This window comes from Stappia indica (assembly GCF_009789575.1).
In the GTDB taxonomy this organism is placed as follows: Bacteria; Pseudomonadota; Alphaproteobacteria; order Rhizobiales; family Stappiaceae; genus Stappia; species Stappia indica_A.
The window spans coordinates 361,576-388,163 of sequence record NZ_CP046908.1; the positions used below are offsets into that span (position 1 = coordinate 361,576).

Annotated in this window: 19 protein-coding genes; 1 reads left to right on the top strand and 18 read right to left on the bottom strand. The window is 67.7% G+C overall.

Annotated features, from left to right (window positions below):
- Positions 1–153: 153 nt before the first annotated feature.
- Positions 154–1,446, top strand: a complete 1,293-nt coding sequence (gltA, locus tag GH266_RS01705) for a citrate synthase (protein WP_158192352.1) — start codon at positions 154–156, stop codon at positions 1,444–1,446.
- Positions 1,447–2,115: 669 nt separating this feature from the next.
- Here gltA and lpxB read toward each other — a convergent pair.
- The 18 genes from lpxB to GH266_RS01795 form a co-directional block, all read right to left on the bottom strand.
- Positions 2,116–3,312: a lipid-A-disaccharide synthase gene (lpxB, locus tag GH266_RS01710; protein ID WP_158192353.1), complete on the bottom strand. Its 1,197-nt coding sequence runs from the start codon at positions 3,310–3,312 to the stop codon at positions 2,116–2,118.
- Positions 3,309–4,220, bottom strand: coding sequence for an LpxI family protein (locus GH266_RS01715; protein ID WP_209001521.1), 912 nt, complete (start codon positions 4,218–4,220; stop codon positions 3,309–3,311). Before GH266_RS01715 ends, lpxB begins: the two co-directional genes overlap by 4 nt.
- Before the next feature lie 32 nt (positions 4,221–4,252).
- Entirely contained in the window at positions 4,253–5,062 is an 810-nt protein-coding gene (lpxA, locus tag GH266_RS01720) for an acyl-ACP--UDP-N-acetylglucosamine O-acyltransferase (RefSeq protein WP_158192354.1), read from the bottom strand.
- A 7-nt stretch (positions 5,063–5,069) separates the two neighbouring features.
- A complete protein-coding gene (gene fabZ / locus GH266_RS01725) occupies positions 5,070–5,534 on the bottom strand; it encodes a 3-hydroxyacyl-ACP dehydratase FabZ (protein ID WP_158192355.1) in 465 nt (154 codons plus the stop codon).
- A gap of 42 nt (positions 5,535–5,576) precedes the next feature.
- Positions 5,577–6,635: a UDP-3-O-(3-hydroxymyristoyl)glucosamine N-acyltransferase gene (gene lpxD, locus GH266_RS01730; protein WP_158192356.1), complete on the bottom strand. Its 1,059-nt coding sequence runs from the start codon at positions 6,633–6,635 to the stop codon at positions 5,577–5,579.
- Between the two features lie 70 nt (positions 6,636–6,705).
- A complete protein-coding gene (gene bamA / locus GH266_RS01735) occupies positions 6,706–9,066 on the bottom strand; it encodes an outer membrane protein assembly factor BamA (protein ID WP_158192357.1) in 2,361 nt (786 codons plus the stop codon).
- A 216-nt stretch (positions 9,067–9,282) separates the two neighbouring features.
- Positions 9,283–10,419, bottom strand: coding sequence for an RIP metalloprotease RseP (gene rseP, locus GH266_RS01740; RefSeq protein WP_158192358.1), 1,137 nt, complete (start codon positions 10,417–10,419; stop codon positions 9,283–9,285).
- Between the two features lie 60 nt (positions 10,420–10,479).
- Positions 10,480–11,700 carry a 1-deoxy-D-xylulose-5-phosphate reductoisomerase gene (gene dxr, locus GH266_RS01745; RefSeq protein WP_158192359.1) on the bottom strand — a complete coding sequence of 407 codons (1,221 nt, stop codon included), beginning with the start codon at positions 11,698–11,700 and terminating at the stop codon, positions 10,480–10,482.
- Between the two features lie 25 nt (positions 11,701–11,725).
- Positions 11,726–12,589: a phosphatidate cytidylyltransferase gene (locus tag GH266_RS01750; protein ID WP_158192360.1), complete on the bottom strand. Its 864-nt coding sequence runs from the start codon at positions 12,587–12,589 to the stop codon at positions 11,726–11,728.
- The gene (locus tag GH266_RS01755) at positions 12,586–13,356 is read right to left on the bottom strand and encodes an isoprenyl transferase (RefSeq protein ID WP_158192361.1); all 771 of its coding nucleotides are present in this window, start codon (positions 13,354–13,356) and stop codon (positions 12,586–12,588) included. The genes GH266_RS01750 and GH266_RS01755 overlap by 4 nt, the downstream gene beginning before the upstream one ends.
- A 41-nt stretch (positions 13,357–13,397) precedes the next feature.
- Entirely contained in the window at positions 13,398–13,961 is a 564-nt protein-coding gene (gene frr / locus GH266_RS01760) for a ribosome recycling factor (RefSeq protein ID WP_158192362.1), read from the bottom strand.
- A gap of 140 nt (positions 13,962–14,101) precedes the next feature.
- The gene (pyrH, locus tag GH266_RS01765; RefSeq protein ID WP_158192363.1) at positions 14,102–14,821 is read right to left on the bottom strand and encodes a UMP kinase; all 720 of its coding nucleotides are present in this window, start codon (positions 14,819–14,821) and stop codon (positions 14,102–14,104) included.
- Between the two features lie 122 nt (positions 14,822–14,943).
- A complete protein-coding gene (gene tsf / locus GH266_RS01770) occupies positions 14,944–15,867 on the bottom strand; it encodes a translation elongation factor Ts (protein WP_158192364.1) in 924 nt (307 codons plus the stop codon).
- Positions 15,868–15,992: 125 nt separating this feature from the next.
- The gene (rpsB, locus tag GH266_RS01775) at positions 15,993–16,787 is read right to left on the bottom strand and encodes a 30S ribosomal protein S2 (protein WP_158192365.1); all 795 of its coding nucleotides are present in this window, start codon (positions 16,785–16,787) and stop codon (positions 15,993–15,995) included.
- A 500-nt stretch (positions 16,788–17,287) separates the two neighbouring features.
- Entirely contained in the window at positions 17,288–20,728 is a 3,441-nt protein-coding gene (dnaE, locus tag GH266_RS01780) for a DNA polymerase III subunit alpha (protein WP_158192366.1), read from the bottom strand.
- Between the two features lie 818 nt (positions 20,729–21,546).
- On the bottom strand, positions 21,547–23,943 hold the full coding sequence (locus GH266_RS01785) for a tetratricopeptide repeat protein (protein ID WP_199270422.1): 2,397 nt from the start codon (positions 23,941–23,943) through the stop codon (positions 21,547–21,549).
- A gap of 592 nt (positions 23,944–24,535) precedes the next feature.
- On the bottom strand, positions 24,536–25,258 hold the full coding sequence (locus GH266_RS01790) for an ABC transporter ATP-binding protein (protein ID WP_425329558.1): 723 nt from the start codon (positions 25,256–25,258) through the stop codon (positions 24,536–24,538).
- Positions 25,255–26,559 carry a lipoprotein-releasing ABC transporter permease subunit gene (locus tag GH266_RS01795; protein WP_425329559.1) on the bottom strand — a complete coding sequence of 435 codons (1,305 nt, stop codon included), beginning with the start codon at positions 26,557–26,559 and terminating at the stop codon, positions 25,255–25,257. Before GH266_RS01795 ends, GH266_RS01790 begins: the two co-directional genes overlap by 4 nt.
- Between the last annotated feature and the right edge of the window lie 29 nt (positions 26,560–26,588).

A 26,588-nucleotide genomic window follows, 5' to 3' on the forward strand; every position in this document is an offset into this window, starting at 1 on the left:
GAAAGCGTTAGGGAGGCGCGCTTGCGGGGAGCGGACAAATGGGATACGCAACATTCGACCTTTCCTCCCGCCGTGTGTCCGGCACGCCCCAGCCTCTCCTGGAAGCCGGCCCGGACGATCCTGCGGCGCGCTTCATACAAGGGGGTAGCCTGAATGAGCGACAACACTGCCAAGCTGACGATGGGTGACAAGTCCTGGGACTTGAAGGTGCGTCCGGGCTCCATCGGACCCGACGTCGTCGATATCGCCTCGCTTTATGCGCAGACCGGCTGTTTCACCTACGACCCGGGCTTCACCTCGACCGCCTCGTGCGAATCCGCCATCACCTATATCGACGGCGACGAGGGCACCCTGCTGTATCGCGGCTATCCGATCGAGCAGCTGGCCGAGCACGGTGACTTCCTGGAGAGCTGCTACCTGCTGCTCTACGGCGAGCTGCCGACCAAGGCCCAGAAGGACGACTTCGTGCATCGCGTGACCTATCACACGATGATCCACGAGCAGATGAGCCGCTTCTTCACCGGCTTCCGCCGCGACGCCCATCCGATGGCGATCATGGTCGGCACCGTCGGTGCGCTCTCGGCCTTCTACCACGACTCGACCGACATTTCGGACCCGCACCAGCGCATGGTGGCGAGCCTGCGCATGATCGCGAAGATGCCGACGCTTGCGGCCATGGCCTACAAGTATCACGTCGGTCAGCCCTTCGTGTATCCGCGCAACGACCTCGACTACGCCGCGAACTTCCTGCACATGTGCTTTGCGGTGCCTTGCGAGGACTACAAGGTCAACCCCGTTCTCGCCCGCGCCATGGACCGGATCTTCATCCTCCATGCCGACCACGAGCAGAATGCCTCGACCTCGACCGTGCGTCTCGCCGGTTCCTCGGGTGCCAACCCGTTCGCCTGCATCGCGGCCGGCATCGCCTGCCTGTGGGGCCCGGCGCATGGCGGCGCCAACGAGGCGGCGCTCAACATGCTGTCGGAGATCGGCTCGGTCGACCGGATCCCGGAATACATCGCCCGCGCCAAGGACAAGAACGATCCGTTCCGTCTGATGGGCTTCGGCCACCGGGTCTACAAGAACTACGACCCGCGCGCCCGCATCATGCAGAAGACCACGCATGAAGTGCTGGCCGAGCTCGGCATCCGGGACGATCCGCTTCTCGACGTCGCCATGGAGCTGGAGAAGATCGCTCTCAACGACGACTACTTCATCGAGAAGAAGCTCTACCCGAACATCGACTTCTACTCCGGCATCACGCTGCGTGCGCTCGGCTTCCCGACCACCATGTTCACCGTGCTGTTCGCCCTGGCGCGGACCGTCGGCTGGATCGCCCAGTGGAAGGAGATGGTCGAGGACCCGTCCCAGAAGATCGGCCGCCCGCGCCAGCTCTACACGGGCGCGGCACAGCGCGATTACCTGCCGGTCTCCCAGCGCCGCTGAGCGGATCGACAGACCTAAGCTTCGAAAAGGCCGCCTCCGGGCGGCCTTTTTGCGTTTGGGACGACGTGCGCGGGGGCGGCCGAAGCGGAGCAGCACGGCGGTGGTGGCATGGTTCCGGAGCGCGCCTCATAGGCGCCCGGCTCTCCGGTGCCGGCTCGGCGCTGACGCCCCGTCCGGGAGGACGCAAGGAGAGGTTCGGGGTTACTGGGTCCCGGTCTTCGGCTGCGCCGAAACCGGGATGACAGCCTGTGCGTGGAGTTCGCGCAGGCGTGTCCTCACCGCCGCTCTGGAAGCCAATAGGCCCCGGCGCGCGCTTCGCTTGGCCGGGGTGACGGCCGAGGGGATGCGAGGCCGTGCCAGTCTCGCCGGCTGTCGTCCCGGCCGCAGGCGAAGCCGGAGAGCCGGAACCGGAGAGGCACGGCGGTCGTGGCATGGTTCCGGAGCGGCGCTCCAACGCCGCTGCGTCAAACGGGGATAGAAAGCACCGCTCCAGTTGCGACAGCGGGGATAAGTGGCCGGAGACGGGCCCGCGCCATTTGCGCAGGCCGTCTCAATATTTCGGCAAGCTATTGAAAACGATTGAATATTTTTGAGACGGATTTTGCAAAATTTCAGCGCGAATTTGCGTTTGGCGTCTCAATTCGCGTCAAACGCCGATTGCCCGCCCAATCAGGCAGTCCGGCGGCGAGCCTCTTCCAGAACGATGCGCGCGGCGGCGCCCGCCTGGCTCTCGTCCCCCTCCAGCCGCATCACCGTGTCGAGCCGGGCGAAGGCATCGACCTGCCGCCGGCGGGCCGGGCCGTCGACCAGCAGCGGGGCGACCGCATCGGCAAGGGAGCGCGGGTTGGCGTCGTCGTCCAGGAATTCCGGCACGACATTCTCGCCGATGATGATGTTGGGCAGAACCATCGAGCTGACGCGGGCGACCGGCACGATGCGGTGCACGTCCTTGAGCCGGCGAAAGAACCAGTCGAGCTTGTAGGCGACGACCAGCGGCACGCCGGAAATCGCCAGCTCCAGCGAGACGGTGCCGGAGGCGGCAAGCGCCGCATGGGCCCGGCGGAAGGCGGCGAGCTTTGCCGCCTCGCCCGTCACCACCAGCGGCGGGTGCGGCCAGTCGGCAAGCTGCTCCTCGATCATCGGCCGCAAGCGCGGCACGGCCGGCAGCACCACTTCGAGGTCCGGATGCGTCTGCCGCAGGATCTCGACCGCGCCGCGGAAGTCCTGCAGCAGGCGGGTCACCTCGCTGCGCCGGCTACCCGGCAGCATCAGGAGCACCGGCGCCCCCTCCTCCAGCGCGCGCCGTTCGCCGGCGCCGGGACGGAAGTCACCGATCCGCTCGATCAGGGAATGGCCGACATAGCTGGTCGGCGGGCCGCCGAGCCTTTCGTGCACGCCGGGCTCGAACGGCAGGATCGCCAGCAGCCGGTCGACATAGGCGGCCATGCGGCGCGCCCGCCCCGGCCGCCAGGCCCAGACCGACGGCGAGACATAATCGACGATGGGAATGGAGGGCGCGCGCTTGCGCACCCGCTTGGCGACGTTGTGGGTGAAATCGGGACTGTCGACGATGACCAGCACGTCGGGAGCCGCGGCGACCACATCGTCGACGGTCCGGTAGACCCGGCGGACGATGGAGGGCAGCCGCGCCAGCACGGCGCTGAGCCCCATCACCGCGATATCCTCGATGGGAAAGAGGCTGGTCAGGCCCTGCGCTTCCATGCGCTCGCCGCCGACGCCCATGAACTCGACCGGCCGGCCGGCCTGCGCGGCGATGGCCGCCATCATCGGCGCGGCCAGTTGGTCGCCGGACTCCTCGCCCGCGACCACATAGACCCGCAGCGGGCGAACAGCGTCTTCGGTCATTGCCCGCCCTCCGCCTGCGCCGAGGCAGCCTTGCCGGAAATACCCCCGGAAATACCGTAGAGAAACACCCCCGAGCGCGCGGCGAGCGCCACCGTCTCGGCCCGCTCGGCGATCAGCACCCGGCCGGCCTCGATGGCGATGCCGGAGAGCCCCGCGTCCCGCACCCGTTGCACGGTGCCCGGCCCGATGGTCGGCAGGTCGACCCGCAGGTCCTGGCCCGGCTTGGCGCATTTCACCAGTACGCCGCCCTTGCCGCGCACCCGGCCGCGCTCGCGCAGCTCGCGGCAGCGCTCCAGCATGGAATCGGTGCCCTCCGCCCCCTCGACGGCGATGATGCGGCCGTGGAAGCAGACGGCAGCCTGGCCGATGTCGAGGCGGCCGAGCTCGGCGACGGTGGCCGCGCCCAGCTCCAGGTCGGCGAGCACCTCGCCCTTCGGCGGCGTGCCGGCCATGCAGCCGGGCTGCGCCAGCAGCTGCGGGGCAACCTCATGGGCCCCGACGACGCGGAAGCCTTCGGCCTCGAAGAAGCGGATGACCTTCTTGAGCAGGGAATCGTCGCCGCCGGCAAGCGAGGCGAGAATCTTCGGCAGCCGGCGCATGGTGCCGAGATCGCTGACGATCTCGCGCAGCTCCGGCCGGCGGGTGATGCTGCCGATCATCACCAGATCGCGCACCTTCTCCCGCTCCAGATGGCTGGCGAGCTTGCCGATCTGGCCCCAGCCGAGATGGACGGGAGAGAACGCCTCGACGGACGGGTCGGCCTCGCCCTTGATGGCGATGGCGACGACCCGGCGGCCGCGATCGCTGGCCGCGCGCAGCACCTCTGCCGGCAGCTTGCCGCCGCCGCAGATGACGGCGACAGGCCCCTCGCCGTCGATGTTCGTGGCTGTGTCGGATGCGTCGTGCATGGCCCCGTCCCCTGCCGGCGCCGACGGGCGGATCACCCGTCCTGGGCCGGCGTGCAGAAGCGGCGGTCGGTCTCGACCAGGATGAAATCCGTCACGCGGCGGACGAGCTCGACGCCCTCATGCGCGGCCGCGACCTGCTCCGCCCGCTGGCGCAACGTGCCCTCGGAGCTCTCGAACAGCTCCTTGTAGGCATTGCGCAGGGCGCGGATGTCGTCGCGGGCAAACCCGTGGCGCTTCAGCCCGACGAGGTTGAGCCCCATCAGGCGGGCGCGGTTGCCCATCACCATGCCGAAGGGAATGAGGTCGTTCTCAAGGCCCGCAAGACCGCCGACAAAGGCGTGGTCGCCGACGCGGGTGAACTGGATCGCCGCCGCGCCGCCGCCGAAAATGACGTTGTTGCCGACCGTGACATGGCCGGCGATCATCACGTTGTTCGACAGGATGACGCCGTCGCCGAGACGGGAATCATGGCCGACATGCGAGTTGGCGAGAAAGGCGCAGCGATTGCCGATCACCGTCTCCAGGCCGCCGCCCTCCGTCCCCGGATTGAGCGTCACGCCCTCGCGGATGATGCAGTCGGTGCCGACGGTGAGCGTTGCCTCCTCGCCGCGATACTTGAGATCCTGCGCCTGGTGCCCGACGGAGGCGAAGGGAAAGATCTGCGTCCGCGCCCCGACGCTCGTGCGGCCCGCCACGACCACGTGCGACTTCAGCACGACGCCGTCGCCCAGCACGACCTGCGGCCCGACATGGCAGAACGGCCCGATGGACACGCCCTCGCCGAGCCGGGCGCCGTCCTCGACGACCGCGGATGGGTGGATTGCGGAGTGAGCTGCCATCATGCCTGCCTCAGTGGTCGACCAGCATGGCGCTGATCTCGGCCTCGGCGACCTTGACGCCGTCGACCGTCGCAATGCCCTCGAACTTCCAGATGTTCGTGCGGTTGCGGATCTTGGTCATCTGGTAGCGAAGCTGATCGCCCGGCAGCACCGGCTTGCGGAACTTCGCCTTGTCGATGGTCATGAAGTAGACGAGCTTGGGCGTGTTCGACGGCCCGCGCGAATGCACGCAGAGCGCGCCCGCCGTCTGGGCCATGCCCTCGATGATCAGCACGCCCGGCATGACCGGCTGGTTGGGGAAATGCCCCATGAAATGCGGCTCGTTGGCGGTGACGTTCTTGATGCCGACGGCGGAATTGTCCCCGTCCATGTCGACGATCCGGTCGACCATCAGGAAGGGGTAGCGGTGGGGCAACAGCTCCATGATCCGCATGATGTCGGCGCTACCCAGTTCTTTGTTTTCGCCTTCGCTCATTCTTCTGTCCCCAGGCAACCAAAACCAGTCCGGTTCAAAATCTCAGTCCTTGTCCCGCGCGGAACCGGCTCCGCGCTCGGCCAGCTTGGCAAGCGTCATGATCTCGCGGAACCACACCTTCACCGGCTTGGCCGGAACGCCGCCATAGCGCGCGCCGGCCGGCACATCCGCTTCGACGACGCTGACGGCGGCGATCTGCGCGCCCATGCCGATGGTGATATGGCCGCGCACGCCGGTCTGCCCGCCGAGCGCGACATAGTCCTCCAGCGTCGCGCTGCCGGAAATTCCGACCTGCGAGACGATCACGCAATGCCGTCCGATCACCACGTTGTGGCCGATCTGGACCTGGTTGTCGATCTTGGTGCCCTCGCCGATGATCGTGTCGCGGTTGGCGCCGCGGTCGACCGTGGTGTTGGCGCCGATCTCCACATCGTTCTGGATGATCACGCGGCCGATCTGCGGCACCTTGAGGTGACCGCCCGGCCCCATGGCGAAGCCGAAACCGTCCTGCCCCGCGCACACGCCCGGATGCAGGATCACCCGGTCGCCGACCAGGGTGTGCTGCAGCACCGCATTGGCGCCGACCGTGCAGTCGCGCCCGATGCGCACGCCCGCGCCGATCACCGCATTGGCCTGGATGCGCGTGCCGCTGCCGATCTCAGCCTCCGGCCCGACGACAGCACCGGCCTCGACGATCACGCCGGCCTCGAGCCGGGCCGAGGCATCGATGCACGCCCGCGGCGAGATGCCGGAATTCGTGCCGTCGAGCGCGACGGGGCGCATGGAGGCGGGATAGAGACGGGCGAGCAGCTGCGCCCACGCCTTGTAGGGCTGGTCGGCAACCACGGGCACGACGCCGTCCGGAACCTTGTCCGCATGCTTGCGGGCAACGATACAGGCGGTCGCCGAGGTGGTGGCCAGCACCGGCAGGTATTTGGGATTGTCGAAGAAGACGATATCGCCGGCCGAGGCATCCTCGAGCGGCGCGACGCCGGACACCTGAACCTCCCCGCCGCCGCGCGGCAGGTCTCCCGTCACCCATTCGGCCACGGTCGCAAGGGCCACGGGCTCGAACGGGGCAAAGAAACAGGGGTCGCTCATCGTCTTCCCATAATGAATCCGGCCGCCGAATGTCGGCGGCCGGTCTTGAAATCGTGAACTGTCCGCCGGATCAGAAGCGCGTGCCGCCACCGATACGGAAGAACTGGGTCCGGTCGCCGGTTTCCTTGATGATCGGCCAGGCGAAGTCGGCGCGGATCGGACCGAAGGGCGACGCCCACTTGACGCCGAAGCCGGCGGACAGGCGCGGAGCGAAGCCGTTCGACTGGACGGTCGCAGGCGTTGCCGGGCCGCAGCCGGTGACGACGCAATCGGTGATCGCGCTGTCCGCATCCCACAGGGCACCGAAGTCGGTGAACACGGCGCCGGACAGGCCCAGCTCGCGCGGCAGACCAAAGATCGGGAACTCCGCTTCCGCATTGGCATGGACGTACCAACGGCCGCCGAGCGAATCGCCGGTGCGGGAGTCGCGCGGACCGATGCCCTGCATCTCGAAGCCGCGCAGCCAGGTGTCGCTGTGCTGGAACTGCTCCGAGGAGCGCAGATCGTCGCCGAGACCGTTCAGATAGCCACCGCCGGTGCGCAGGATGCCGATGACGCCCCACTCGGGCAGAAGCTCCTTGTAGGCGCGGGCATCGATGGTGGTCGACAGGTAACGGCTGTCGCCGCCGACGCCGGCGAACTCCTGGCTGAACGCCACGTAGAAGCCGTCGCGCGGGTCGCGCTTGCTGTCGCGGGTGTCGTAGACCAACGAGTAGCCGATGGACGAGGTCAGGTTGCGGCCCAGCGAGGACTGCAGACCGCCCGACAGATCCTGCGGCCGGTTCCAGGTCAGGTCCTCGTCGAAGATCCGGTAGATCAGGTTCAGGCGAAGCTCGTCGTCGCGCAGCGGCAGGCCGAAGGCGATGGAGCCGCCGGTCGTCTTGCTGTCGTAGCTGCGGTAGTCGTTGGCCTCGAAGTTGCGGCGATAGACGTCAAGCGACAGCGAGACGCGGCGGCCGAGGAAATACGGCTCGGTGAACGCGAACTCGTAGACCTGGTTCGAGGCGCCGGCACCGACCTTGGCGCGGACGAACTGGCCGCGGCCGAGGAAGTTGCGCTCCTGCAGCGTGATGTCGCCGATGACGCCGTCGGCGGTCGAGTAACCGACGCCGAAGCCGATCTCGCCGGTCGGCTGCTCCTCGATGTCCACATTGACCACGATGCGGTCCGGCGAGCTGCCGCGCGAGGTGGTGATGCGGACATCCTTGAAGAACTGCAGGTCCTTCAGACGGCGCTCGGCCTTGTCGAGCAGCACGCGGTTGAAGGCATCGCCCTCGGCGATGTCGAACTCGCGGCGGATGACGTATTCGCGGGTGCGGTCGTTGCCGCGGATGTTGATCCGCTCGACATAGACGCGCGGGCCTTCCTCGACGAAGTAGGTCAGCGAGATCGTGCGGTTCTCGTAATCGCGGGTGGCGCGCGGACGGATCTGCGCGAAGGCATAGCCCTGGCGCGAGACGTCGAGCGTCATGTCCTCGAGGGTCTTCTCGACATCGAGCGAGGAATAGGTGTCGCCGGCGCTGGTGCGGATCTTGCGGCGCAGCTCCTCCGGGTCGACATCGGTCAGCGTGGTCTGCAGGTCGATGTCGCCATAGGTGTACTGCTCGCCCTCTTCCACCGTGAAGGTGACGTAGAAGACGTTCTCCTCGCGGTCGAGGTCGGCAACCGCCGAGACGATGCGGAAGTCCGCATAGCCGTGACGGTAGTAGAACTGGCGCAGCAGCTCCTGATCCGCGTCGAGACGGTCAGGATCGAAGGAATCGGTGGTGCGCAGGAAGCTCAGCAGACCGCTTTCGCGGGTGCGGATCACGTCGGCGAGACGGCCGTCGCTGAACTTGCTGTTGCCGATGAAGGTGATGCGCTCGATGCCGGTGCGGTCGCCCTCGTTGATCTCGAAGACGAGATCGACGCGGTTGTTCGAACGGCTGATGATCTTGGGCTCGACGGTCGCGCGGTAGCGACCGGAGCGCCGATAGGCCTCAAGCACGTTCTGGACGTCGGACTGCACCTTGGCGCGGGTCAGCATCGACCGCTCCTCGGTCCGCACCACGCCGGTCAGCGTCTTGTCGTCGAGACGGCGATTGCCCTCGAACGAGATGCGGTTGACCATCGGGTTCTCGGTGACGGTCACCACCAGGGACCCGCCCTGCTGGTTGATCGCCACATCCTCGAACAGGCCGGTCGCGTAAAGGGTCTTCAGCGACTCGTCGATCTCCGCCGGCCCGAAGGCCCGGCCGGGCCGGATCGTCAGGTAGCTCTCGACGGTCGAGGCCTCGATACGGGTGTTGCCGCGGACGACGATCCGGCTGACCACCGCCGCAGACGCCTCGTCGGCACCCAGGCCGGCAAAGCTCCACGGCATGATCGGCGCGACACCGCTCATCACGGCCGCAACCAGGATCGTTCTCGTCAGGTTCTGCACACGCTGCATAAGGACGCTTCGCCTTCGCTTTTCTGCCAAGCCCTTGATATGTCGCCTCGGGCAACGGACATGGCAGTCGAGATTCTCTATATCCGTCAGTCGTTTTACAGGCTTTTGGATCGGACGCAACCGCCCAGGCTCCGCAAAACCCGTTTCCCTTCGGATCGTTGCACCTTCGACACGCTTCTTACCCTGTCCCCGCTACAGGCCCAGCTACAGGCCCAGCTACAGGGAGGTCAGGTGAAGCACGTCATTCCAAGTCGCGAACACCATCAGGAACAGCACGATGGCGATCCCGATGCGGAAACCGTATTCCTGCGCCCGCTCGCTGAGCGGCTTACCCCGCAAGGCCTCGGCGGCGTAGAACATCAGGTGTCCGCCGTCGAGCATGGGAATGGGCAGCAGGTTCAAAAGGCCGATGCTGACCGACAGCACGGCCGTCAGATTGAGCAGCGCGCCGAAACCGAGCGTCGCGACCTGCCCGGAAATCTGCGCCACGCGGATCGGCCCGCCGAGCTGGTCGGCGGATTCGCGGCCCGTGACGATGCCGGCCAGGTAACCGGCGGTGCGCGTGACCACGAACCAGGTCTCGCGGCTGCCCTCCACGACGGCCTCGACAGGGCCGAAGCGGCGGACCACCACGTCTTCCTCGCTGGCGCTGCGGCTGACGCCGAGCAGGCCGACCGACTGGACATTGCCGAAGCGGTCGGTGATCTCGCGGCGCTGCGGCGTCACCTCGACGGTGAGCTGCTGGCCGCCGCGATCCACCAGCATGGCGAGCGGCAGGTCGGCGCTGACGCTGACGATGCGCTGCATGTCGGAGAAGGTCTCGATGCGCTGCCCGTCGATGGCCAGCACCATGTCGCCCTCCATCAGGCCGGCGGCCTGGGCAGCGCTGTCGGGCTGGATCGCGTCGACGCGCGGCGAAATCTCCGGCCGGCCGAACAGGCCGAACAGCAGCGCGAAGATGACGATGGCGAGAATGAAATTGGCGATGGGGCCGGCGGCGACGATGGCCGCGCGGCGCGAAACCGGCTTGGTCTGGAAGGCGCCGGCGCGCTCTTCCTCGCTCATGCGGGCAAGCGCCTCCTGGTCGGGCACGCTCGCCTCGTTCTCGTCGCCGGCGAACTTGACATAGCCGCCGAGCGGGATGGCCGAGAGCTTCCAGCGCGTGCCGTGACGGTCGTTGCGGCCGAACAGCTCCGGCCCGAAGCCGACCGAGAAGGCCTGCACCCGCACCCCGCACCAGCGCGCCACCAGGAAGTGGCCGAGCTCGTGGAAGAACACCACCACGGTGAGCACGAACAGGAACGGCAGGGCGTAGCCTGCGAAAGACCCGAACAGCGATCCGATCAGTTCCATGTCATCTCCTTGCCGGACCGGCAGTTTCGTCTTTGCATGTTAACAACCCGTTCGCGGGCCTCAGCCCGCCTGTTCGGCGATCGCCTCCAGCGCCATCGCGCGGGCGATGGCGTCGATGCGCAATACGTCGTCCACCGAGGCCGGCTCGACGAGGTCGCCGGACGCGGCCATGCGCTCCAGCACCCTCTCCGCCGTAGCGGCGATCCCGAGAAACCCGATCCCGCGATCGAGAAAGGCCCTGACGGCGATTTCGTCTGCAGCATTGAGAGCGGCCGTCGCAGCCGTGCCCGCGACCATCGCCTCGCGGGCGATGCGCAGGGCCGGGAACCGCGCCGGGTCCGGTGCCTCGAAGCTGAGCGTTGCCAATGCGGCGAGATCAAGGCGCTGTGCCGGCGTCGCCATGCGGCGCGGCCAGGCAAGACAGTGCGCGATGGGCGTGCGCATGTCCGGTGCGCCGAGCTGGGCGAGCAACGAGCCGTCGCGATATTGCACCATGCCGTGCACGACGGATTGCGGATGGACCAGGACGTCGAGCTGGTCCGGCCCCAGCGGAAACAGGTGGAAGGCCTCGATGATCTCGAAGCCCTTGTTCATCATCGTGGCGCTGTCGATGGAAATGCGCGCGCCCATGCTCCAGTTGGGATGGCGCAGCGCCGCCTCGGGCGACACATGGCGCATCTCCTCCAGCGACAGGGTGCGGAACGGCCCACCGGACGCAGTCAGCGTCAGCTTTTCCACCTGGTCGAGATTGCCGCGCTCCAGCACCTGGAACACGGCATTGTGCTCGGAATCGACCGGCAGGATGGTGGCGGAGGCCGCCCGCGCGGCCGCCATGAACAGATCGCCCGCGCACACCAGGCATTCCTTGTTGGCAAGGCCGATGGTGGTGCCGCGCGCCGCCGCCGCAATGGTCGGCGCAAGGCCGGCCGCCCCGACGATGGCCGCAATCACCATGTCGGCAGGCCGCGTGGCCGCCTCGCACACCGCCTGCGGCCCGGCCGCCGCAGTGATGCCGGTGCCGGCAAGTGCGTCCTTCAGCCGCTGGTAGGCGGCGGGGTCCGCGACCACCGCATGCTCGGCACCGACCGCGATGGCGGCGCGGGCAAGCTCCTCGGCCCGGTCGTTGGCGGTGAGCGCGACGACATGGAAGCGCTCGCGGTTGCGGGAAACGAGGTCGAGCGTCGAGCCGCCGATGGAGCCGGTCGCGCCGAGCACGGTCAGGCGCAGCGGATCCGTGCCCGCGCCCACGCCAGCCCCCTGCCCGCCCGTCGCGGTCTCCATGCTTCCCACTTGCACCTTCAAGATCTCAATACCCTTGCAGGGCGATCACCGCGCCGACCGGATCGACCAGCGAGCCGGCAAGGACGGCCGCCACCAGGTAGCCGAGCACGCCGGCACCCGTCAGGCCGTCGACCCGGTCCATGACACCGCCATGGCCGGGAATGATATGGCCGGAATCCTTGACGCCGAAATGGCGCTTCAGGGCCGATTCGAGCAGATCGCCGGCCTGCGAGAAGACCGACAGGATGCCGGCCGACACGATCCACAGCGACAGCGGCACGCGCCCGACAAGCGCGCCCATCGCGGCGCCGACGAGAAGCGCCGCCGCCAGCCCGCCGAGCGCGCCGCTCCAGGTCTTCTTCGGCGAAACGCGCGGCCACAGCTTCGGCCCGCCGATCCGACGGCCGACGAAATAGGCCAGGATATCCGTTGCCCATACGACGGCGAACAGGAAGAGGATCATCACGAAGCCTTCCGCACCGTGCCGGAAGGCGATCAGCGCAACGCCGGTCAGGCCGGCATAGAGCACGCCGGTGCCCATCCAGCCGACGGACGCTGCGCCCGAGACCTGCCCCCACACCCAGAGCAGCGCGGCGAAGGCGAAGGCGAGCCCCAGCGCCAGCGGCACGAGGCCGAGCGCCGCGGCAACCAGCATCGCGGCGATGCCGATACCGGAAACGACGATGGCCGCGAACTCGCGGCGCGCCTGGACGATGACCGTCCATTCCTGCAGGAGGATCGCAGAGCACAGCGCCGCACCGGCGGCAAAGGCCCAGCCGCCGAGCCAGGTGATGGCCAGAACCGCGGGCGCCAGCAGCAGGGCAGAGACCACCCGCAGCTTCAGCTCGCTCGCCCTGGGCCTGCCTCCCCCCTCGGCGCCCTGGCTCATCTGGCGACTTTCGCCGACAGGCCTCCGAACCTGCGGTCGCGGGCCGAATAGGCCTCGATCGCGCGGTCGAAGGCCGCCTCGTCGAAGTCCGGCCAGTGCAGGTCGGGAAAATAGAACTCGCTATAGGCGGACTGCCACAGCAGGAAGTTGGAGAGCCGCTGTTCGCCGCTGGTGCGGATGACGAGATCGGGATCGGGCAGGCTCGCGGTGTCGAGCCGCGCGGCAATCGCCGCCTCGTCGATGTCGCCGGGCGTAATGCGCCCCGCCGAAACATCCTCGGCAAGGGCGCGCATCGCCCGCACCATCTCGTTGCGGGCGCCGTAGTTGAAGGCGACGACGAGGACCATGCCGGTATTGTCGCGGGTAAGGTTCTCGCCCTCCTCGATCAGCGACAGGATCGAGGGCTCGAGGCCGCTGCGCTCGCCGATCATCCGCACGCGCACGTTCTGCCGGTGGATCTCGGCAAGGTCGCGCCGCACGAAGCGCTCCAGCAGCGCCATCAGGAAGCCGACCTCGGCGGCCGGCCGGCTCCAGTTCTCGGAGGAGAAGGAGAAGATCGTCAGCACCTCGACGCCGCGCCGGGCGGCGTGCTTGACGATGCGCCGCAAGGCCGAGACGCCGGCCCGGTGGCCTTCGGTGCGCGGCAGTCCGCGAGAAACCGCCCAGCGACCGTTGCCGTCCATGATGACGGCGACGTGCCGCGGCACAGCGATCCGCTCCCCGGCTTCGGCCGGGGCGGACACGTCAAGGCCAGCCGTCACCGTCATCTTTTGCTCCCCGCCACTTGGATCAAACCGCGATCCTGGGGTCAGATCTGGGAGATTTCTTGTTCCTTCTTCGCCAGCATCGAGTCGATCTCGGTGATCATCTCGTCGGTCATCTTCTGGACCTTGTCGGCGTGGACGCGGCTGTCGTCCTCGCTGATCGTGCCGTCCTTTTCCAGCTTCTTCAGCGTGTCCATGCCATCGCGGCGCACATGGCGCACGGCGACCTTGGACTGCTCGGCATACTTGTGCGCGATCTTGATGAGATCCTTGCGGCGCTCCTCGTTGAGCTCCGGGATCGGCAGGCGCAGCGTGGTGCCGTCGACGACCGGATTGAGGCCGAGGTTGGATTCGCGGATGGCGCGCTCGACGGCGCCGACCATCGACTTGTCCCACACCTGCACGGAGATCATGCGCGGCTCGGGAACGCTCACGGTCGCCACCTGGTTGATCGGCATCTCCGAACCGTAGGCATTCACCGTGATCGGATCCATCATGCTGGACGAGGCGCGTCCGGTGCGAAGCCCGGCGAGATCCGTCTTCAGCACGCCGAGCGCACCGTTCATCCGACGCTCGAGGTCGCCAAAATCGATACCCTGGTCCGCCATCTTGTCCTCTCTTATTGAAGCATCTTCCCGTGAAACCGGGAGGCTCGAAACCCTTGGCGTCTTATTTCCATGACGGCGGCGGCAAAGGCAAGCCCTGCAAGCGCTTTTGCAAGGGATGCCGCGCCGCCCGGCGGGCTCTGCTAGTCGGAGATCACCGTATAGCGGCCGGAGCCGTTCATCACGTCGACCAGGGCGCCGGGGGTGCGAATCGAAAAGACGATGACCGGAATGGCATTGTCGCGTGCGAGCGCGATGGCGGTGGCGTCCATCACCTTGAGGTCGCGTCCCAGCACCTCGCCGGGGGTCAGCGTGTCGTAGCGCTCGGCATCCGGCACCTTCTTGGGGTCGTCGGAATAGACCCCGTCGACGCTGGTGCCCTTCAGGAAGGCATCGCAGCGCATCTCGGCCGCACGCAGGGCCGCGCCGCTGTCGGTGGTGAAGAACGGATTGCCCGTGCCGCCGGCGAAGACGATGACATCGCCGTCTTCCATGTAGCGCTCGGCGCCGCGCTGGGTGAAGGTCTCGCAGATCGAGGGCACCGGCACGGCGGACAGGACACGCGCGGGAACGCCGAGGCGCCGCAGCGCATCGGCCAGCGTCAGCGAGTTCATGACCGTGGCCAGCATGCCCATGTGGTCGCCGGTGACGCGGTTGCCGCCCTTGGCGGCGATCGCCACGCCGCGGAAGATGTTGCCGCCGCCGACGACGACGCCGACCTGGGCGCCGAGCGAGACCGCCTCGGCAATTTCCTTGGCCACCCGGCCGACCGTCTCAGGGTCGATGCCGAAATCCTGCGAGCCCATCAGCGCCTCGCCGGAGAGCTTGACCAGCACGCGCCGCCAGCGGAGTTTTCCCGTCATTGTTCTTCTCGTCGTGATCAGGGCCAGTGTGTCTTGAGCAGACACGAAAACGCAAGCCGATCCGTCGGACGGGCTTGCGCGCATAGAAGAAGGGCGCCGGAATGACCGGCGCCCTCCTGGACTTAATTGCCGACGGCCGCCGCGACTTCCGCGGCGAAATCGGTCTCTTCTTTCTCGATGCCTTCGCCGAGCGCATAGCGCACGAAGCCGACCAGCTTCACCGGCTTGCCCAGCTCCTTGCCGCACGCCTCGACGGCCTGCTCGACGGTCTTGTCCGGATCGATCACGAAGGCCTGCTTCACGAGGGTGACTTCCTCGTAGAACTTGCGCAGACGGCCCTCGACCATCTTCTCGATGATGTTCTCCGGCTTGCCCGACTCGCGCGCCTGCTCGGCGAAGATCTGGCGCTCGCGCTCCACGACCTCCGGATCGAGGTCCTCGACGCCCAGCGACAGCGGGTTGGTCGCGGCGACATGCATCGCGATCTTGCGGCCGAACGCGTTCAGCTCGCCGGTATCGCCTTCGGACTCAAGCGCCACCAGCACGCCGATCTTGCCGAGATTGTCGGCGATCGCGCTGTGGACATAGGTGGCGACGACGCCCGACGACACCGACAGGACGGCGGCGCGACGCAGCGACATGTTCTCGCCGATGGTAGCGATGGCGTCCTTGATCGAATCGGAGACGGTCTTGGACGAGCCCGGGAAGGTCGCGTTGCCGAGAGCCTCGACATCGCCGCCGACCGACAGGGCCGCATTGGCGGTGCCGGAGACCAGCGCCTGGAACGCATCGTTGCGGGCGACGAAGTCGGTCTCGGAGTTCAGCTCGACGACGGCGGCCTTGGTGCCCTCGGCGGCGACGCCGACCAGACCCTCGGCGGCCACGCGGCCGGCCTTCTTGGCGGCCTTGGCCAGACCCTTGGTCCGCAGCCAGTCGATGGCCGCTTCCATGTCGCCGTTGTTCTCGGTGAGGGCTGCCTTGCAGTCCATCATGCCCGCGCCGGTCTTCTCGCGGAGCTCCTTCACCATCGCAGCGGTAATGGTCATAGATTGCCTCGTTGACGGGTTGTCACCCCGGCAGCTTTAGCCGAGGCCATACTTAAGAATGATGACAGGCGCCGCCGGAAAGGCGGCAGCCGGCGGAAGGTTTCCGCCGGCCCGGGTCTATCCCGTCAAGCCTGGGCTTCTGCAGCCGCTTCCGCGGGGGCTGCCTCGGCAGCTTCCAGCGCCGGCTCCACCGGAGCCTCCTCGGCGGCACCGACGTCGATGCCCATGCCACCCTGGGCGCGGGAGATGCCGTCGATGGCAGCGCGCGCGATCAGGTCGCAGTAGAGGGTGATCGCGCGGCCGGCGTCGTCATTGCCCGGAACCGGGTAGTCGATGCCGTCCGGATCGCAGTTGCTGTCGACGATCGCGGCGACCGGGATGCCAAGGCGCTTGGCTTCCTGGATGGCGATGGCCTCGCGGTTGGTGTCGATCACGAAGATCAGGTCCGGCAGGCCGCCCATGTCCTTGATGCCGCCCAGGTTCCGCTCGAGCTTCTCGCGCTCGCGGTCCATGAACAGGCGCTCCTTCTTGGTGAGGCCGCTCGGGTTGCCGAGGGTCTCTTCGAGCTTGCGCAGGCGCTGGATCGACTGGGAGATGGTCTTCCAGTTGGTCAGCATGCCGCCGAGCCAGCGGGCGTTGACATGGTACTGGGCCGAACGGCGAGCCGCGTCGGCAACCGACTCCTGAGCCTGGCGCTTGGTGCCGACCAGCAGCACGCGGCCGCCGGCTGCAACCGTGTCGGACACGGTCTTCAGCGCCTGGTGCAGCAAAGGCACGGTCTGGGCGAGATCCAGGATGTGGATGTTGTTGCGGACGCCGAAGATGTAGTTCCCCATCTTGGGGTTCCAGCGGTGCTTCTGGTGGCCGAAGTGGACACCGGCTTCCAGCAGCTGGCGCATCGTGAAATCGGGCAGGGCCATAGCCTTGCAACTCCTTGATTTTCCGGTTGTACCTCCGCAGGGTGTGACAGCGCTCACGCACCGACACCGGATGGACCCCGTCCGTGACGAAAACCGACCCTGCGTGTGGAATGCGCGCGTTATACTGACCTGCGCGCCACAAGACAAGCCCCGCCGGCCCGCCTTTTGCCTCGCCTGCCGCGAAAAAGATGCGGCTGGCGGGAGGGTGGCGCCGCTTTCTTCGGAGGTCCATGAGTCGCGGTGGGTGAGAGCTTTACGCCGCTGGGCGCAACGCCGAGGCCTGAACCGAACCGCCCGCGGTTACTGGGTCCCGGTCTTCGGTAAGCCTGAACCGGGACGACAGGCTGAGGGATGGGCGCGCGTCGCGCATCTTCGCTACCGCTCTGGCAACCAATAGGCCGAGGAGATGCGAGGCGGCTGCCAGTCTCCCCGGCCGAGGGGATGAGGGCGCGCGCGCCCTTTCGGACGTCCCCCCCTGCCAGCCCCCCTGCCCGGCCGGATCAGGCCAGCTGCACCTCGACGACGCCGGGGATGGTCTTGACCGCGCCGGCCATCTGCGGCGTCAGGCGGTAGCCGCCCGGCAGCTTGACCTCGACCTCGCGATTGCCGTCGCCGCACAGCACCACGACGCTGACCTCGCCGTCGCCCCGGTCGCCCAGATGCCGCGACAGGCGCGACACCGCCTGCTCGTTGCGCAGGAAAACAGTGAGGCTCTTCTGCACGCGCGAGGCCTCTTCCTCCAGCGGGCGCACCGACTGGATGCGCAGGCTCGGCTCGTCGTCGCGCATGTCCGCGCCGACCAGCAGCACCACCGAGACGCCCGGCTCCAGCGCATCGCGGAACTGGGCCAGCGCCTCGGAAAACAGCAGCGCCTCGAACTGGCCCGTGGGATCGGACAGGCGGACGATGCCCATGCGGTTGCCCGAGCGGGTCTTGCGCTCCTGGCGCGCCAGCACCGTGCCGGCGAGACGGCCGGCGGACGCCCCCTGCTTCACGGCCTGCGAGAACTCGCTCCACATCTGCACGCGCATGCGCTCCAGCAGCGGGCGGTAGGCATCGAGCGGATGGGCGGAGAGATAGAAGCCGATGGCCGCCTGCTCGCGCTGCAGCTGCTCCTCCGGCAGCCAGGCCTGCGCGTCGGGCAGATGCACCTCCTCGCCCTCCTCGCCGCCGCCGAACATGTCGTTCTGGCCGCTGGTCTTTTCCTCGTCGGTTCGCTGGGCGACGCCGATGATGCGGTCGAGCCCGGCAACGAGCCGCGCGCGGTTGGCCTCCAGCTCGTCGAAGGCCCCGGCATTGACGAGGCTTTCCAGCGTCCGCTTGTTGAGCTGGCGCGCGTTCACCCGCGAGGAGAAATTGCCGAGGCTGGAGAACGGACGCTCCTCGCGCATGGCGATGATGTGCTCCATCACGCCCTCGCCGACGCCCTTGATCGCGCCCATGGCGTAGCGGATCTTGTCGCCCTCGACGGTGAAATGCACGCCGGAGCGGTTGATCGAGGGCGGCAGCACCTTGATCGCCATGCGCCGCGCCTCGACGCAGAAGTCGCTGAGCTTGTCCGTGTTGCCGAGATCGAGCGTCATCGACGCGGCCATGAACTCGACCGGGTGGTTCGCCTTCAGCCAGGCCGTCTGGTAGGAAACGAGCGCATAGGCGGCGGCGTGCGACTTGTTGAAGCCGTAATTCGCGAACTTGGCGACCAGGTCGAAGATCGTGCCGGCCTGCCCCTTGTCGACGCCGCGCTCGACCGCGCCCTCGACGAAGCGGGCGCGCTGCACCTCCATCTCCGCGGCGATCTTCTTGCCCATGGCGCGGCGCAGCAGGTCGGCTTCGCCGAGCGAGTAGCCCGAGAGCACCTGGGCGATCTGCATCACCTGCTCCTGGTAGACGATGATGCCGTTCGTCTCCTTCAGGATCGGCTCGAGCAGCGGATGCAGATAGTCCGGATCCTGCTCGCCATGCTTGACGGCGTTGTAGACCGGGATGTTGTCCATCGGGCCGGGACGATACAGCGCCACCAGCGCGATGATGTCCTCGAACCGGTCCGGCTTCATGCCGGCGATGGCCCGGCGCATGCCCTGGCTTTCCAGCTGGAACACGCCGACCGTCTCGCCGGCCGCCAGCAAGCGGTAGGTCGCCGGGTCGTCCATCGGCAAGCCCGCCATGTCGACGGTGATGCCCTTGTCTGCGATGAGCTTCACCGCCGTGTCGATCACCGTCAGCGTCTTCAGGCCGAGGAAGTCGAACTTCACGAGGCCGGCCTGCTCGACCCACTTCATGTTGAACTGGGCGACCGGCATGTCGGAGCGCGGGTCGCGGTAGAGCGGCACCAGCTGCTCCAGCGGCCGGTCGCCGATGACGACGCCGGCGGCGTGGGTCGAGGCGTGGCGGTAGAGGCCCTCCAGCTTCTGCGCCATGGCGAGCAGGCGCGCGACAGTCTCCTCCTCGCGCTGCGCCTCCTGCAGGCGCGGCTCGTCGCGGATCGCCTGTTCCAGCGTGATCGGCTGGCCGGGCACCGCCGGCACCATCTTCGACAGGCGGTCGACCTGGCCGTAGGGCATCTGCAGCACGCGGCCGACGTCGCGCAGCACGGCGCGGGCCTGCAGCGTTCCGAAGGTGATGATCTGCGCCACCTGCTCGCGCCCGTACTTGCGCTGCACGTAGCGGATGACCTCTTCGCGCCGGTTCTGGCAGAAGTCGATGTCGAAATCCGGCATCGACACGCGCTCTGGGTTGAGAAACCGCTCGAACAGAAGCGCGTAACGCATTGGATCAAGGTCGGTAATGGTCAACGACCACGCAACAAGCGAACCGGCACCCGAACCACGGCCCGGCCCCACCGGGATGTCCTGCGCCTTCGCCCACTTGATGAAGTCGGCAACGATCAGGAAGTAGCCGGGGAAGCGCATGCGCTCGATGACGCCAAGCTCGTAGTCGAGCCGGTCCCAGTAGTCCTGCTCGCTGACGCCGTCGGCAAGACCATGCGCCTCGATCCGGCCGGCAAGGCCCTCACGCGCCTGACGGCGCAGCTCCTCGACCTCGGCGATGAAGGCGGCTTCCGGATCGGCGGAGGCACCGGCGAATTGCGGCAGGATCGGCGAGCGCTTCATCGGCCGGGCATGGCAACGCCGCGCGATCTCCACCGTGTTCGCCGTCGCCTCCGGCAAATCCGCAAAGAGTTCAAGCATTTCCGCGCGCGTCTTAAAGCGATGCTCCGGCGTCAGCCGGCGGCGGTCGTCCTCAATGATGACGCGCCCTTCGGCAATCGCGATCAGCGCGTCATGCGCCTCATAGTCGTCGGCGGAGGCGAAGAAGGGCTCGTTGGTGGCGACCAGCGGCAGGCCGAGCTCGTAGGCGAGCGCGAGGGTCGCGGCCTCGCTGGCGATCTCCTCGGGCATGTCGTGGCGCTGCAGCTCCACATAGATGCGGTCGCCGAAGGCGGCGGCAAGCCGCGCCAGGCGCGCGCGGGCCTTGTCCGGTTCCCCAGCGACAAGCGCCTGGCCGACCGGCCCGCCGACGCCGCCGGTCAGCAGGATGACGCCGGCCGAGCGATCCTCCAGCCGCGAGATCGGGATGTGCGCGCGCATGGACGGGTCGGTGTCGAGATAGGCGCGGCTGACCACGTCCATCAGGTTGCCGTAGCCCTCGTCGGTCGCGGCGAGCAGCACAACGTCGCCAAGATGCTCGGTGCCCCGCCCCTTGCGCACGCCGCCGTCGCCGAAATCGACGGCAAGCTGCACGCCGGTGATCGGCTGGATGCCGGCGCCCCAGGCCTTGTCGGAAAACTCCAGCGCGCCGAAGAGATTGGAGGTGTCGGTGATGGCGAGCGCGGGCTGGCCGTCGGCGCTGGCGAGCCCGACGAGCTTGCCCACCGGCAGCGCGCCTTCCAGCAGCGAATAGGCCGAATGAACCCTGAGATGGACGAAGCCGGGATCGCTCATCTTTGCCCGCCGTTCCTGCCTGCCGAAAATGCCGGGCGGCGCGCATGCGATCAGGGCTGTTGCGCGATCGGGTAAGGCGGCCGCCTGTCGTGGTCGAACGGACAGTGTTTCCCGTCCGCCCTCCAATGTCGACCCGCCCTGCCCGCCGATCCCCAGATATGGGCACGCCATGCACCGTCAATTGACGAGACCGGCGAGAACCGCCGGCGGACGGCAAGCCTTTCGGATGGTCAGGCGGTCAGCAGCTCGGCGATGGCGCTGCTCCACAGCAGCATGGTGGTGCCGAACAGGGTCAGTGCCGCCAGTGCGGCCAGGTCCTGAAAACTATCGCGAAACTCATCGAACATGGTAGCCTCCCTTGCCCAGGAACTCTCGGTGAACTCTCGATAATTCGAGTATGTTCATGTTTTGTTCTTTTTGCAACCCCCGTCATTCCGACGGCACGACTCATGGTTAGCGCGCGGTTAAACCGGGTGCAGGGGCGCGGTCCGGAGCGAGGGCGCAGAGGAGCCCCCCTCCGCAGGCATGAGGCGGCATGCCTCTGCCTGGCGTCTTCCCGGACGAGGACGAAGGCCGCAGATCCAGGGACCGGCGAGACACGGCGCTCGTGGTATGGTTCAGGAGCGCACCTTATACGCCCTCGGCTCTCCGATCCCGGCTCGGCGCTAACCGTCCGGGAGGACGAAAAGAAAGAACCGCGCTCCATCGCGAGCGCCGCATACCCCCCTCTGTCGGCTTCGCCGACATCTCCCCCTCCTCTCTTCTTCTTGGGAGGGGGAGAGTGACGCGTGGGCTTGGCCCGCGTGTCGTCGCCGGTCTCAAGGCGCCTTTCGCCGCTCGTCCAGCAGTGATTGCGCATGGGCAAGATTTTGAGACGCGATGCCGTGATAATACGGCGCTGTCTCGGGCGTCCACTCCTCCAGCGCCAGCCGGTAGGCGGCGAGCGCCTGTTCCAGCCGCGCCGTGCCGGCCTCGCGCGTACCCAACTCTCGCAGCGCGTTGCCGAGATTGTTCTGCGTCGTCGCCCAGTCGAGCGGCACGCGCTCTCGCGTCCACTCCTCCAGCGCCAGCCGGTAGGCGGCGAGCGCCTGTTCCAGCCGCGCCGTGCCGGCCTCGCGCGTGCCCAACTCTCGCAGCGCGTTGCCGAGATTGTTCTGCGTCGTCGCCCAGTCGAGCGGCACGCGCTCTCGCGTCCATTCCTCCAGCGCCAGCCGGTAAGCGGTGACGGCTTGCTCCAGCCGCGTCGTGCCGGCCTCGCGCGTGCCCAACTCTCGCAGCGCGGTGCCGAGATTGTTCTGCGTCATCGCCCAATAGAGCGGCACGCCTTCCCGCGTCCATTCCTCCAGCGCCAACCGGTAGGCAGTGGCCGCCTGCTCCAGCCGCGCCGTGCCGTCCTCGCGCTCGCCCAACTCGGCAAGCGCATTGCCGAGATTGTTCTGCGTCATCGCCCAGTCGAGCGGCACGCGCTCCCGCGTCCGCTCCTCCAGCGCCAGCCGGTAGGCCTCGACCGCCTGTTCCAGCCGCGCCGTGCCGGCTTCGCGCGTGCCCAACTCTTGCAGCGCAGCGCCGAGATTGTTCTGCGTTGTCGCCCATTGGAGCGGCACGCGCTGCCGCTTGCGCTCCTCCAGCGCCAGCCGAAAGGCCTCGAGCGCCTGCTCCAGCCGCGCCGGGTCACCCGCGCGCGCGCCTAGGTTCCGAAGCGCGTTGCCGAGATTGTTCTGCGTCGTCGCCCAGTCGAGCGGCACGCGCTCGCGCGCCCGCTCCTCCAGCGCCAGCCGAAAGGTCTCGACCGCCTGTTCCAGCCGCGTCGTGCCGGCCTCGCGCGTGCCCAACGTTTGCAGCGCGTTGCCGAGATTGTTCTGCATCATGGCCCAGTCGAGCGGCACGCGCTCGCGCGTCCGCTCCTCCAGCGCCAGCCGATACGTCTCGACCGCCTGCTCCAGCCGCGCGGTGCCGGCCTCGCGCGTGCCGAGCTCGGCACGCGCGAGGCCGAGATCGTTCAGCGCCATGCCGCGCTGATCGGCATCGGCAGCAAGGTCGACCGTGTGGCGGGCAAGGGTGATCACCACTTCAAGATCGAGATTGAGCCCCTTGTCGCGGCCGCGTTGGTACCAGTCGTCCTGGACGGCGCGCAAATGATCGAACAGGCTCGCGCCCTCGGGAAGCTCGATCTCCGCCTTACGGACAAGGCGGGCGGCAGCGCTCTCGGCATCGCGGCGCAGAAGGTCCTGTTCGATGGCAGCGTCGAGCAGGCGCAGGCTGCGGGCACGGGACTCCTGCCGGCGCTCTTCCAGAAGGCGGGCTTCCTCCGCCTCCCTGACGAGCGCAGCGTCAATTGCGCTTGCTGCTTCGTCATAGGCGCCGGTGGCGGCGAGCGCGGCGACACGGGCCAGCACCTCGTCGACAAAGGCACCGAGATTGGAGTCCTGCCGCCCTTCCTGCTGGACGCGAATGGCGATCTCGACAGCGTTTTCCAACTCGCGGAAGGCCTGCTGCGGGTCGGAAATGTCGGCGGAGATCAGGCGGGCCAGTTCGATCAAGGCTGCGTCGGTGATGCCGCTGGCGCGGGCGGTGGCAACTCGATCCTCCATCGCCGCAAGCAGGCGGGCCTCAAAACCGGTGAGGTCCTCTCGCGTCGCCATTGTGTCGCGGATCGCTTTGGTATCCTCACGGATCGCGCCGGTGTCCTCCTTGATCGCTGTCATGCGCTCCAGGAGTTCGCGCCATAGCGACGGACGCAGATCGTCGACGAACTCGGCATCGGCGAGCAGGCGCGCGCAGGCGCGTTCGATCACCTGCCGCAGAAAGTGGCGAGCGAGTTGGTTGGCGGGGTCCTTCGGGCCCTTGTCCTTGTAGATGTCGGGTCGCGTCGATTCGGCGCGCTCCAGCACCAGCACCGCGATCCCGTCTGGTTGCAGGTCCTTGCCGACGAGGTCGGCTGGCGCCGGCATCGCCCGCGGCAGCACGTCGATAAAGGAGGCTTTCGCATGGGCGAGGTCCCCCATGTCGGTTTGGGACGATCGAGGCACCCAGGCCGCCATCTCGGCCTCGACCTCAAGGGCCGTGCGCTCGATCACGCGCTCAAGATCGCGGCGACGGGCGCTCGACAACGCGCCGAACCACGCGCCGCCGGCAAATACCGCCTCGACCGCGCCGGGAAGAACAGGGAGACCGGTTAGTCGTGCGCCCGTCGCGATGAGACAGCCGGCGGCCATCTTCACAGCTTCGCGGATCGCGGATTTTTCCCCCAATGCAGCCCCCGCACCTCTCGTCCCCTGCCCGTCATCCTAGCAAGGCGGAAGGCGATCACAAGCGGGAGATGCAACCGGGGTAGGCGCGCGCGAGGCTCGGCCGGCGCGTCCTCGCCGCCGCTCTGGAAACCAATAGCCCCCGGATCTCGCGATGCTCATCCGGGGTGACCTCGGAGGGTGGGGCAAGGCCGTGCCACTCTCTCGAGTGTCGTCCCGGACGAGGCCGAAGGCCGAAGATCCGGGAACCATTGGCGCCCTCAGTGGGCACGAGGCGGGTGGCGCTTGCTCCACTCTCGGCTGTCATACCTGCGAAGGCAGGTATCCAGTATCCGCCGGGGCGGATGGTGGTGCGAAGCTAGCAGCCTCCGGCGTTCCGGCGGCAGCGCCGAGGCTTCACTCGAACCGTTCGGGATTACTGGATCCCGGTCTTCGGCTGCGCCGAAACCGGGATGACATCCTGTGGGTGGGTTAGCGGCGGCGTGTCGTTTCCGCCGTTTCCTTCGGAAATATCTCTCCCGCCGCCTTTACGCGCCCTGCCGAGCCCCCGCAACGGGCGTCAGAGCTCGATGATCTGCTGGTCGCGCAGGGTGATGCGGCGGTCCATGCGGCCCGCCAGCTCCATGTTATGGGTGGCGATCAGCGCGGCAAGGCCGGAAGCGCGGACGAGCGCCACCAGCGCGTCGAAGACATAGCCGGCGGTGCCGGGATCGAGATTGCCGGTCGGTTCGTCGGCCAGCAGGATGCGCGGCGCGTTGGCGACGGCGCGGGCAATCGCCACGCGCTGCTGCTCGCCGCCCGACAGCTCGGACGGACGGTGGCTCGCCCGGTTGCCGAGGCGCATGTAGTCGAGCAGCTGGCTCGCCCGCTCCTCGGCCTCGCGCTTGTCGAGCCCGCGGATCAGCTGCGGGATGACGAGGTTCTCCAGCGCCGTGAACTCGGGCAGCAGATGGTGGAACTGGTAGACGAAGCCGAGCTCGGTGCGGCGCATGCGCGTGCGGTCGGCATCGTCCATGGCGCCGCAGGCCCGCCCGCCGACATAGACCTCGCCGCTGTCCGGCCGCTCCAGCAGGCCGGCAATGTGCAGCAGCGTCGACTTGCCCGCGCCCGAGGGTGCGACCAGCGCGACAAGCTCGCCCGGATGCAGCGCGAGATTGGCGTCGATCAGGATGTCGAGCTTGCCCTCGCCCTCGCGAAAGCTGCGGTTGATGCCCGCAAGCACCAGCGGCAGGTCGCCGAGTGCGTCGGTCAGGGCCTGTTCCTGTTCGTGAGCCATGGTCATTCGTATCTCAGCGCCTCGACCGGATCGAGCCTGGCGGCCCGCCAGGCGGGATAGAGGGTCGCCAGCAGCGACAGCACCATCGCCATCACCACGACGGTGAAGGTTTCGCCGGTGTCCATGTCGGCCGGCAGGCGGCTGAGGAAATAGAGCTCGGGCGAGAACAGCTCGGTGCTGGTCAGCCAGGAAATGCCCTGGCGGATGCTCTCGACATTGAGGCAGACGACGAAGCCGAGCGCAAAGCCCGCCAGCGTGCCGACGATGCCGATGCTGGCGCCGGTGATCAGGAACACGCGCAGGATGGTGCCGCGCGTCGCGCCCATCGTGCGCAGGATGGCGATGTCGCGGCCCTTGTCCTTCACCAGCATGGTCATGCCGGAAATGATGTTGAGCGCCGCCACCAGCACGATCAGCGTGAGGATCAGGAACATCACGTTCCGCTCCACCTCCAGCGCGGAGAAGAAGGTCATGTTGCGCGCCCGCCAGTCGCTGACGAAGGCGGGCCGTCCGGCGCCCTCCTCCACGGCGGTGCGCATCGGCCCGACGCTGTCGGGATCGTCGGTGAAGACCTCGATGCCGGTGACGATGCCTTCCTGGTTGAAGAAGAGCTGCGCCTCCTCCAGCGGCATGAAGGCGATGGTGCCGTCGTATTCCGACATGCCGATCTCGAAGATCGCGCGCACCGGATAGCCCTTGACCCGCGGGGTGACGCCGAGCGCGGTGACATTGCCGCGCGGCACGACGAGGGTGACCATGTCGCCGACGGTGACGCCGAGCTGGCGCGCCATGCGCGTGCCGACGGCAAGGCCGCCGGCCGTGTCGAAGCCCTCCAGCGTGCCGACGCTGACCGTGCTGGCGACCAGCGGCAGCTTGACCATGTCGGCCTCGCGCACGCCGCGCACCAAGGCGCCGAACGCGCCCGAGGGGCCGGAAATCAGCGCCTGCCCCTCGACGAAGGGCAGCGTGAAGGTGACGCCCTCGAGATTCTCGATGCGCGCGGCGACCGCGTCGTAATCGTCGAGCTCGCTGCCGATGGGCTGCACCAGAAGATGGCCGTTGATGCCGAGGATCTTGGACAGAAGCTCGCCGCGGAAGCCGTTCATCACCGCCATGACGATGATCAGCGTCGCAACGCCCAGCATGATGCCGAGGAAGGAGAAACCGGCGATGACGGAGATGAACGCCTCGCGGCGCCGCGAGCGGAGATACCGCCCTGCCAGCATCCATTCGAACCGGGCGAAGGCCGGCGTGTCGACGGACTTCGCCGACCCGGCCCCAGGCTTTGCGGCTGCGTTCATTCCCATTCCCTGTGCCAGTCACGACGTGCCAGTCA

Coding starts and splice junctions, on each gene's coding strand:
- gltA (WP_158192352.1), top strand. CDS start 154: ATGAGCGACAACACTGCCAAGCTGACGATGGGTGACAAGTCCTGGGAC.
- lpxB (WP_158192353.1), bottom strand. CDS start 3,312: ATGACCGAAGACGCTGTTCGCCCGCTGCGGGTCTATGTGGTCGCGGGC.
- GH266_RS01715 (WP_209001521.1), bottom strand. CDS start 4,220: ATGCACGACGCATCCGACACAGCCACGAACATCGACGGCGAGGGGCCT.
- lpxA (WP_158192354.1), bottom strand. CDS start 5,062: ATGATGGCAGCTCACTCCGCAATCCACCCATCCGCGGTCGTCGAGGAC.
- fabZ (WP_158192355.1), bottom strand. CDS start 5,534: ATGAGCGAAGGCGAAAACAAAGAACTGGGTAGCGCCGACATCATGCGG.
- lpxD (WP_158192356.1), bottom strand. CDS start 6,635: ATGAGCGACCCCTGTTTCTTTGCCCCGTTCGAGCCCGTGGCCCTTGCG.
- bamA (WP_158192357.1), bottom strand. CDS start 9,066: ATGCAGCGTGTGCAGAACCTGACGAGAACGATCCTGGTTGCGGCCGTG.
- rseP (WP_158192358.1), bottom strand. CDS start 10,419: ATGGAACTGATCGGATCGCTGTTCGGGTCTTTCGCAGGCTACGCCCTG.
- dxr (WP_158192359.1), bottom strand. CDS start 11,700: ATGGAGACCGCGACGGGCGGGCAGGGGGCTGGCGTGGGCGCGGGCACG.
- GH266_RS01750 (WP_158192360.1), bottom strand. CDS start 12,589: ATGAGCCAGGGCGCCGAGGGGGGAGGCAGGCCCAGGGCGAGCGAGCTG.
- GH266_RS01755 (WP_158192361.1), bottom strand. CDS start 13,356: ATGACGGTGACGGCTGGCCTTGACGTGTCCGCCCCGGCCGAAGCCGGG.
- frr (WP_158192362.1), bottom strand. CDS start 13,961: ATGGCGGACCAGGGTATCGATTTTGGCGACCTCGAGCGTCGGATGAAC.
- pyrH (WP_158192363.1), bottom strand. CDS start 14,821: ATGACGGGAAAACTCCGCTGGCGGCGCGTGCTGGTCAAGCTCTCCGGC.
- tsf (WP_158192364.1), bottom strand. CDS start 15,867: ATGACCATTACCGCTGCGATGGTGAAGGAGCTCCGCGAGAAGACCGGC.
- rpsB (WP_158192365.1), bottom strand. CDS start 16,787: ATGGCCCTGCCCGATTTCACGATGCGCCAGCTGCTGGAAGCCGGTGTC.
- dnaE (WP_158192366.1), bottom strand. CDS start 20,728: ATGAGCGATCCCGGCTTCGTCCATCTCAGGGTTCATTCGGCCTATTCG.
- GH266_RS01785 (WP_199270422.1), bottom strand. CDS start 23,943: ATGGCCGCCGGCTGTCTCATCGCGACGGGCGCACGACTAACCGGTCTC.
- GH266_RS01790 (WP_425329558.1), bottom strand. CDS start 25,258: ATGACCATGGCTCACGAACAGGAACAGGCCCTGACCGACGCACTCGGC.
- GH266_RS01795 (WP_425329559.1), bottom strand. CDS start 26,559: ATGGGAATGAACGCAGCCGCAAAGCCTGGGGCCGGGTCGGCGAAGTCC.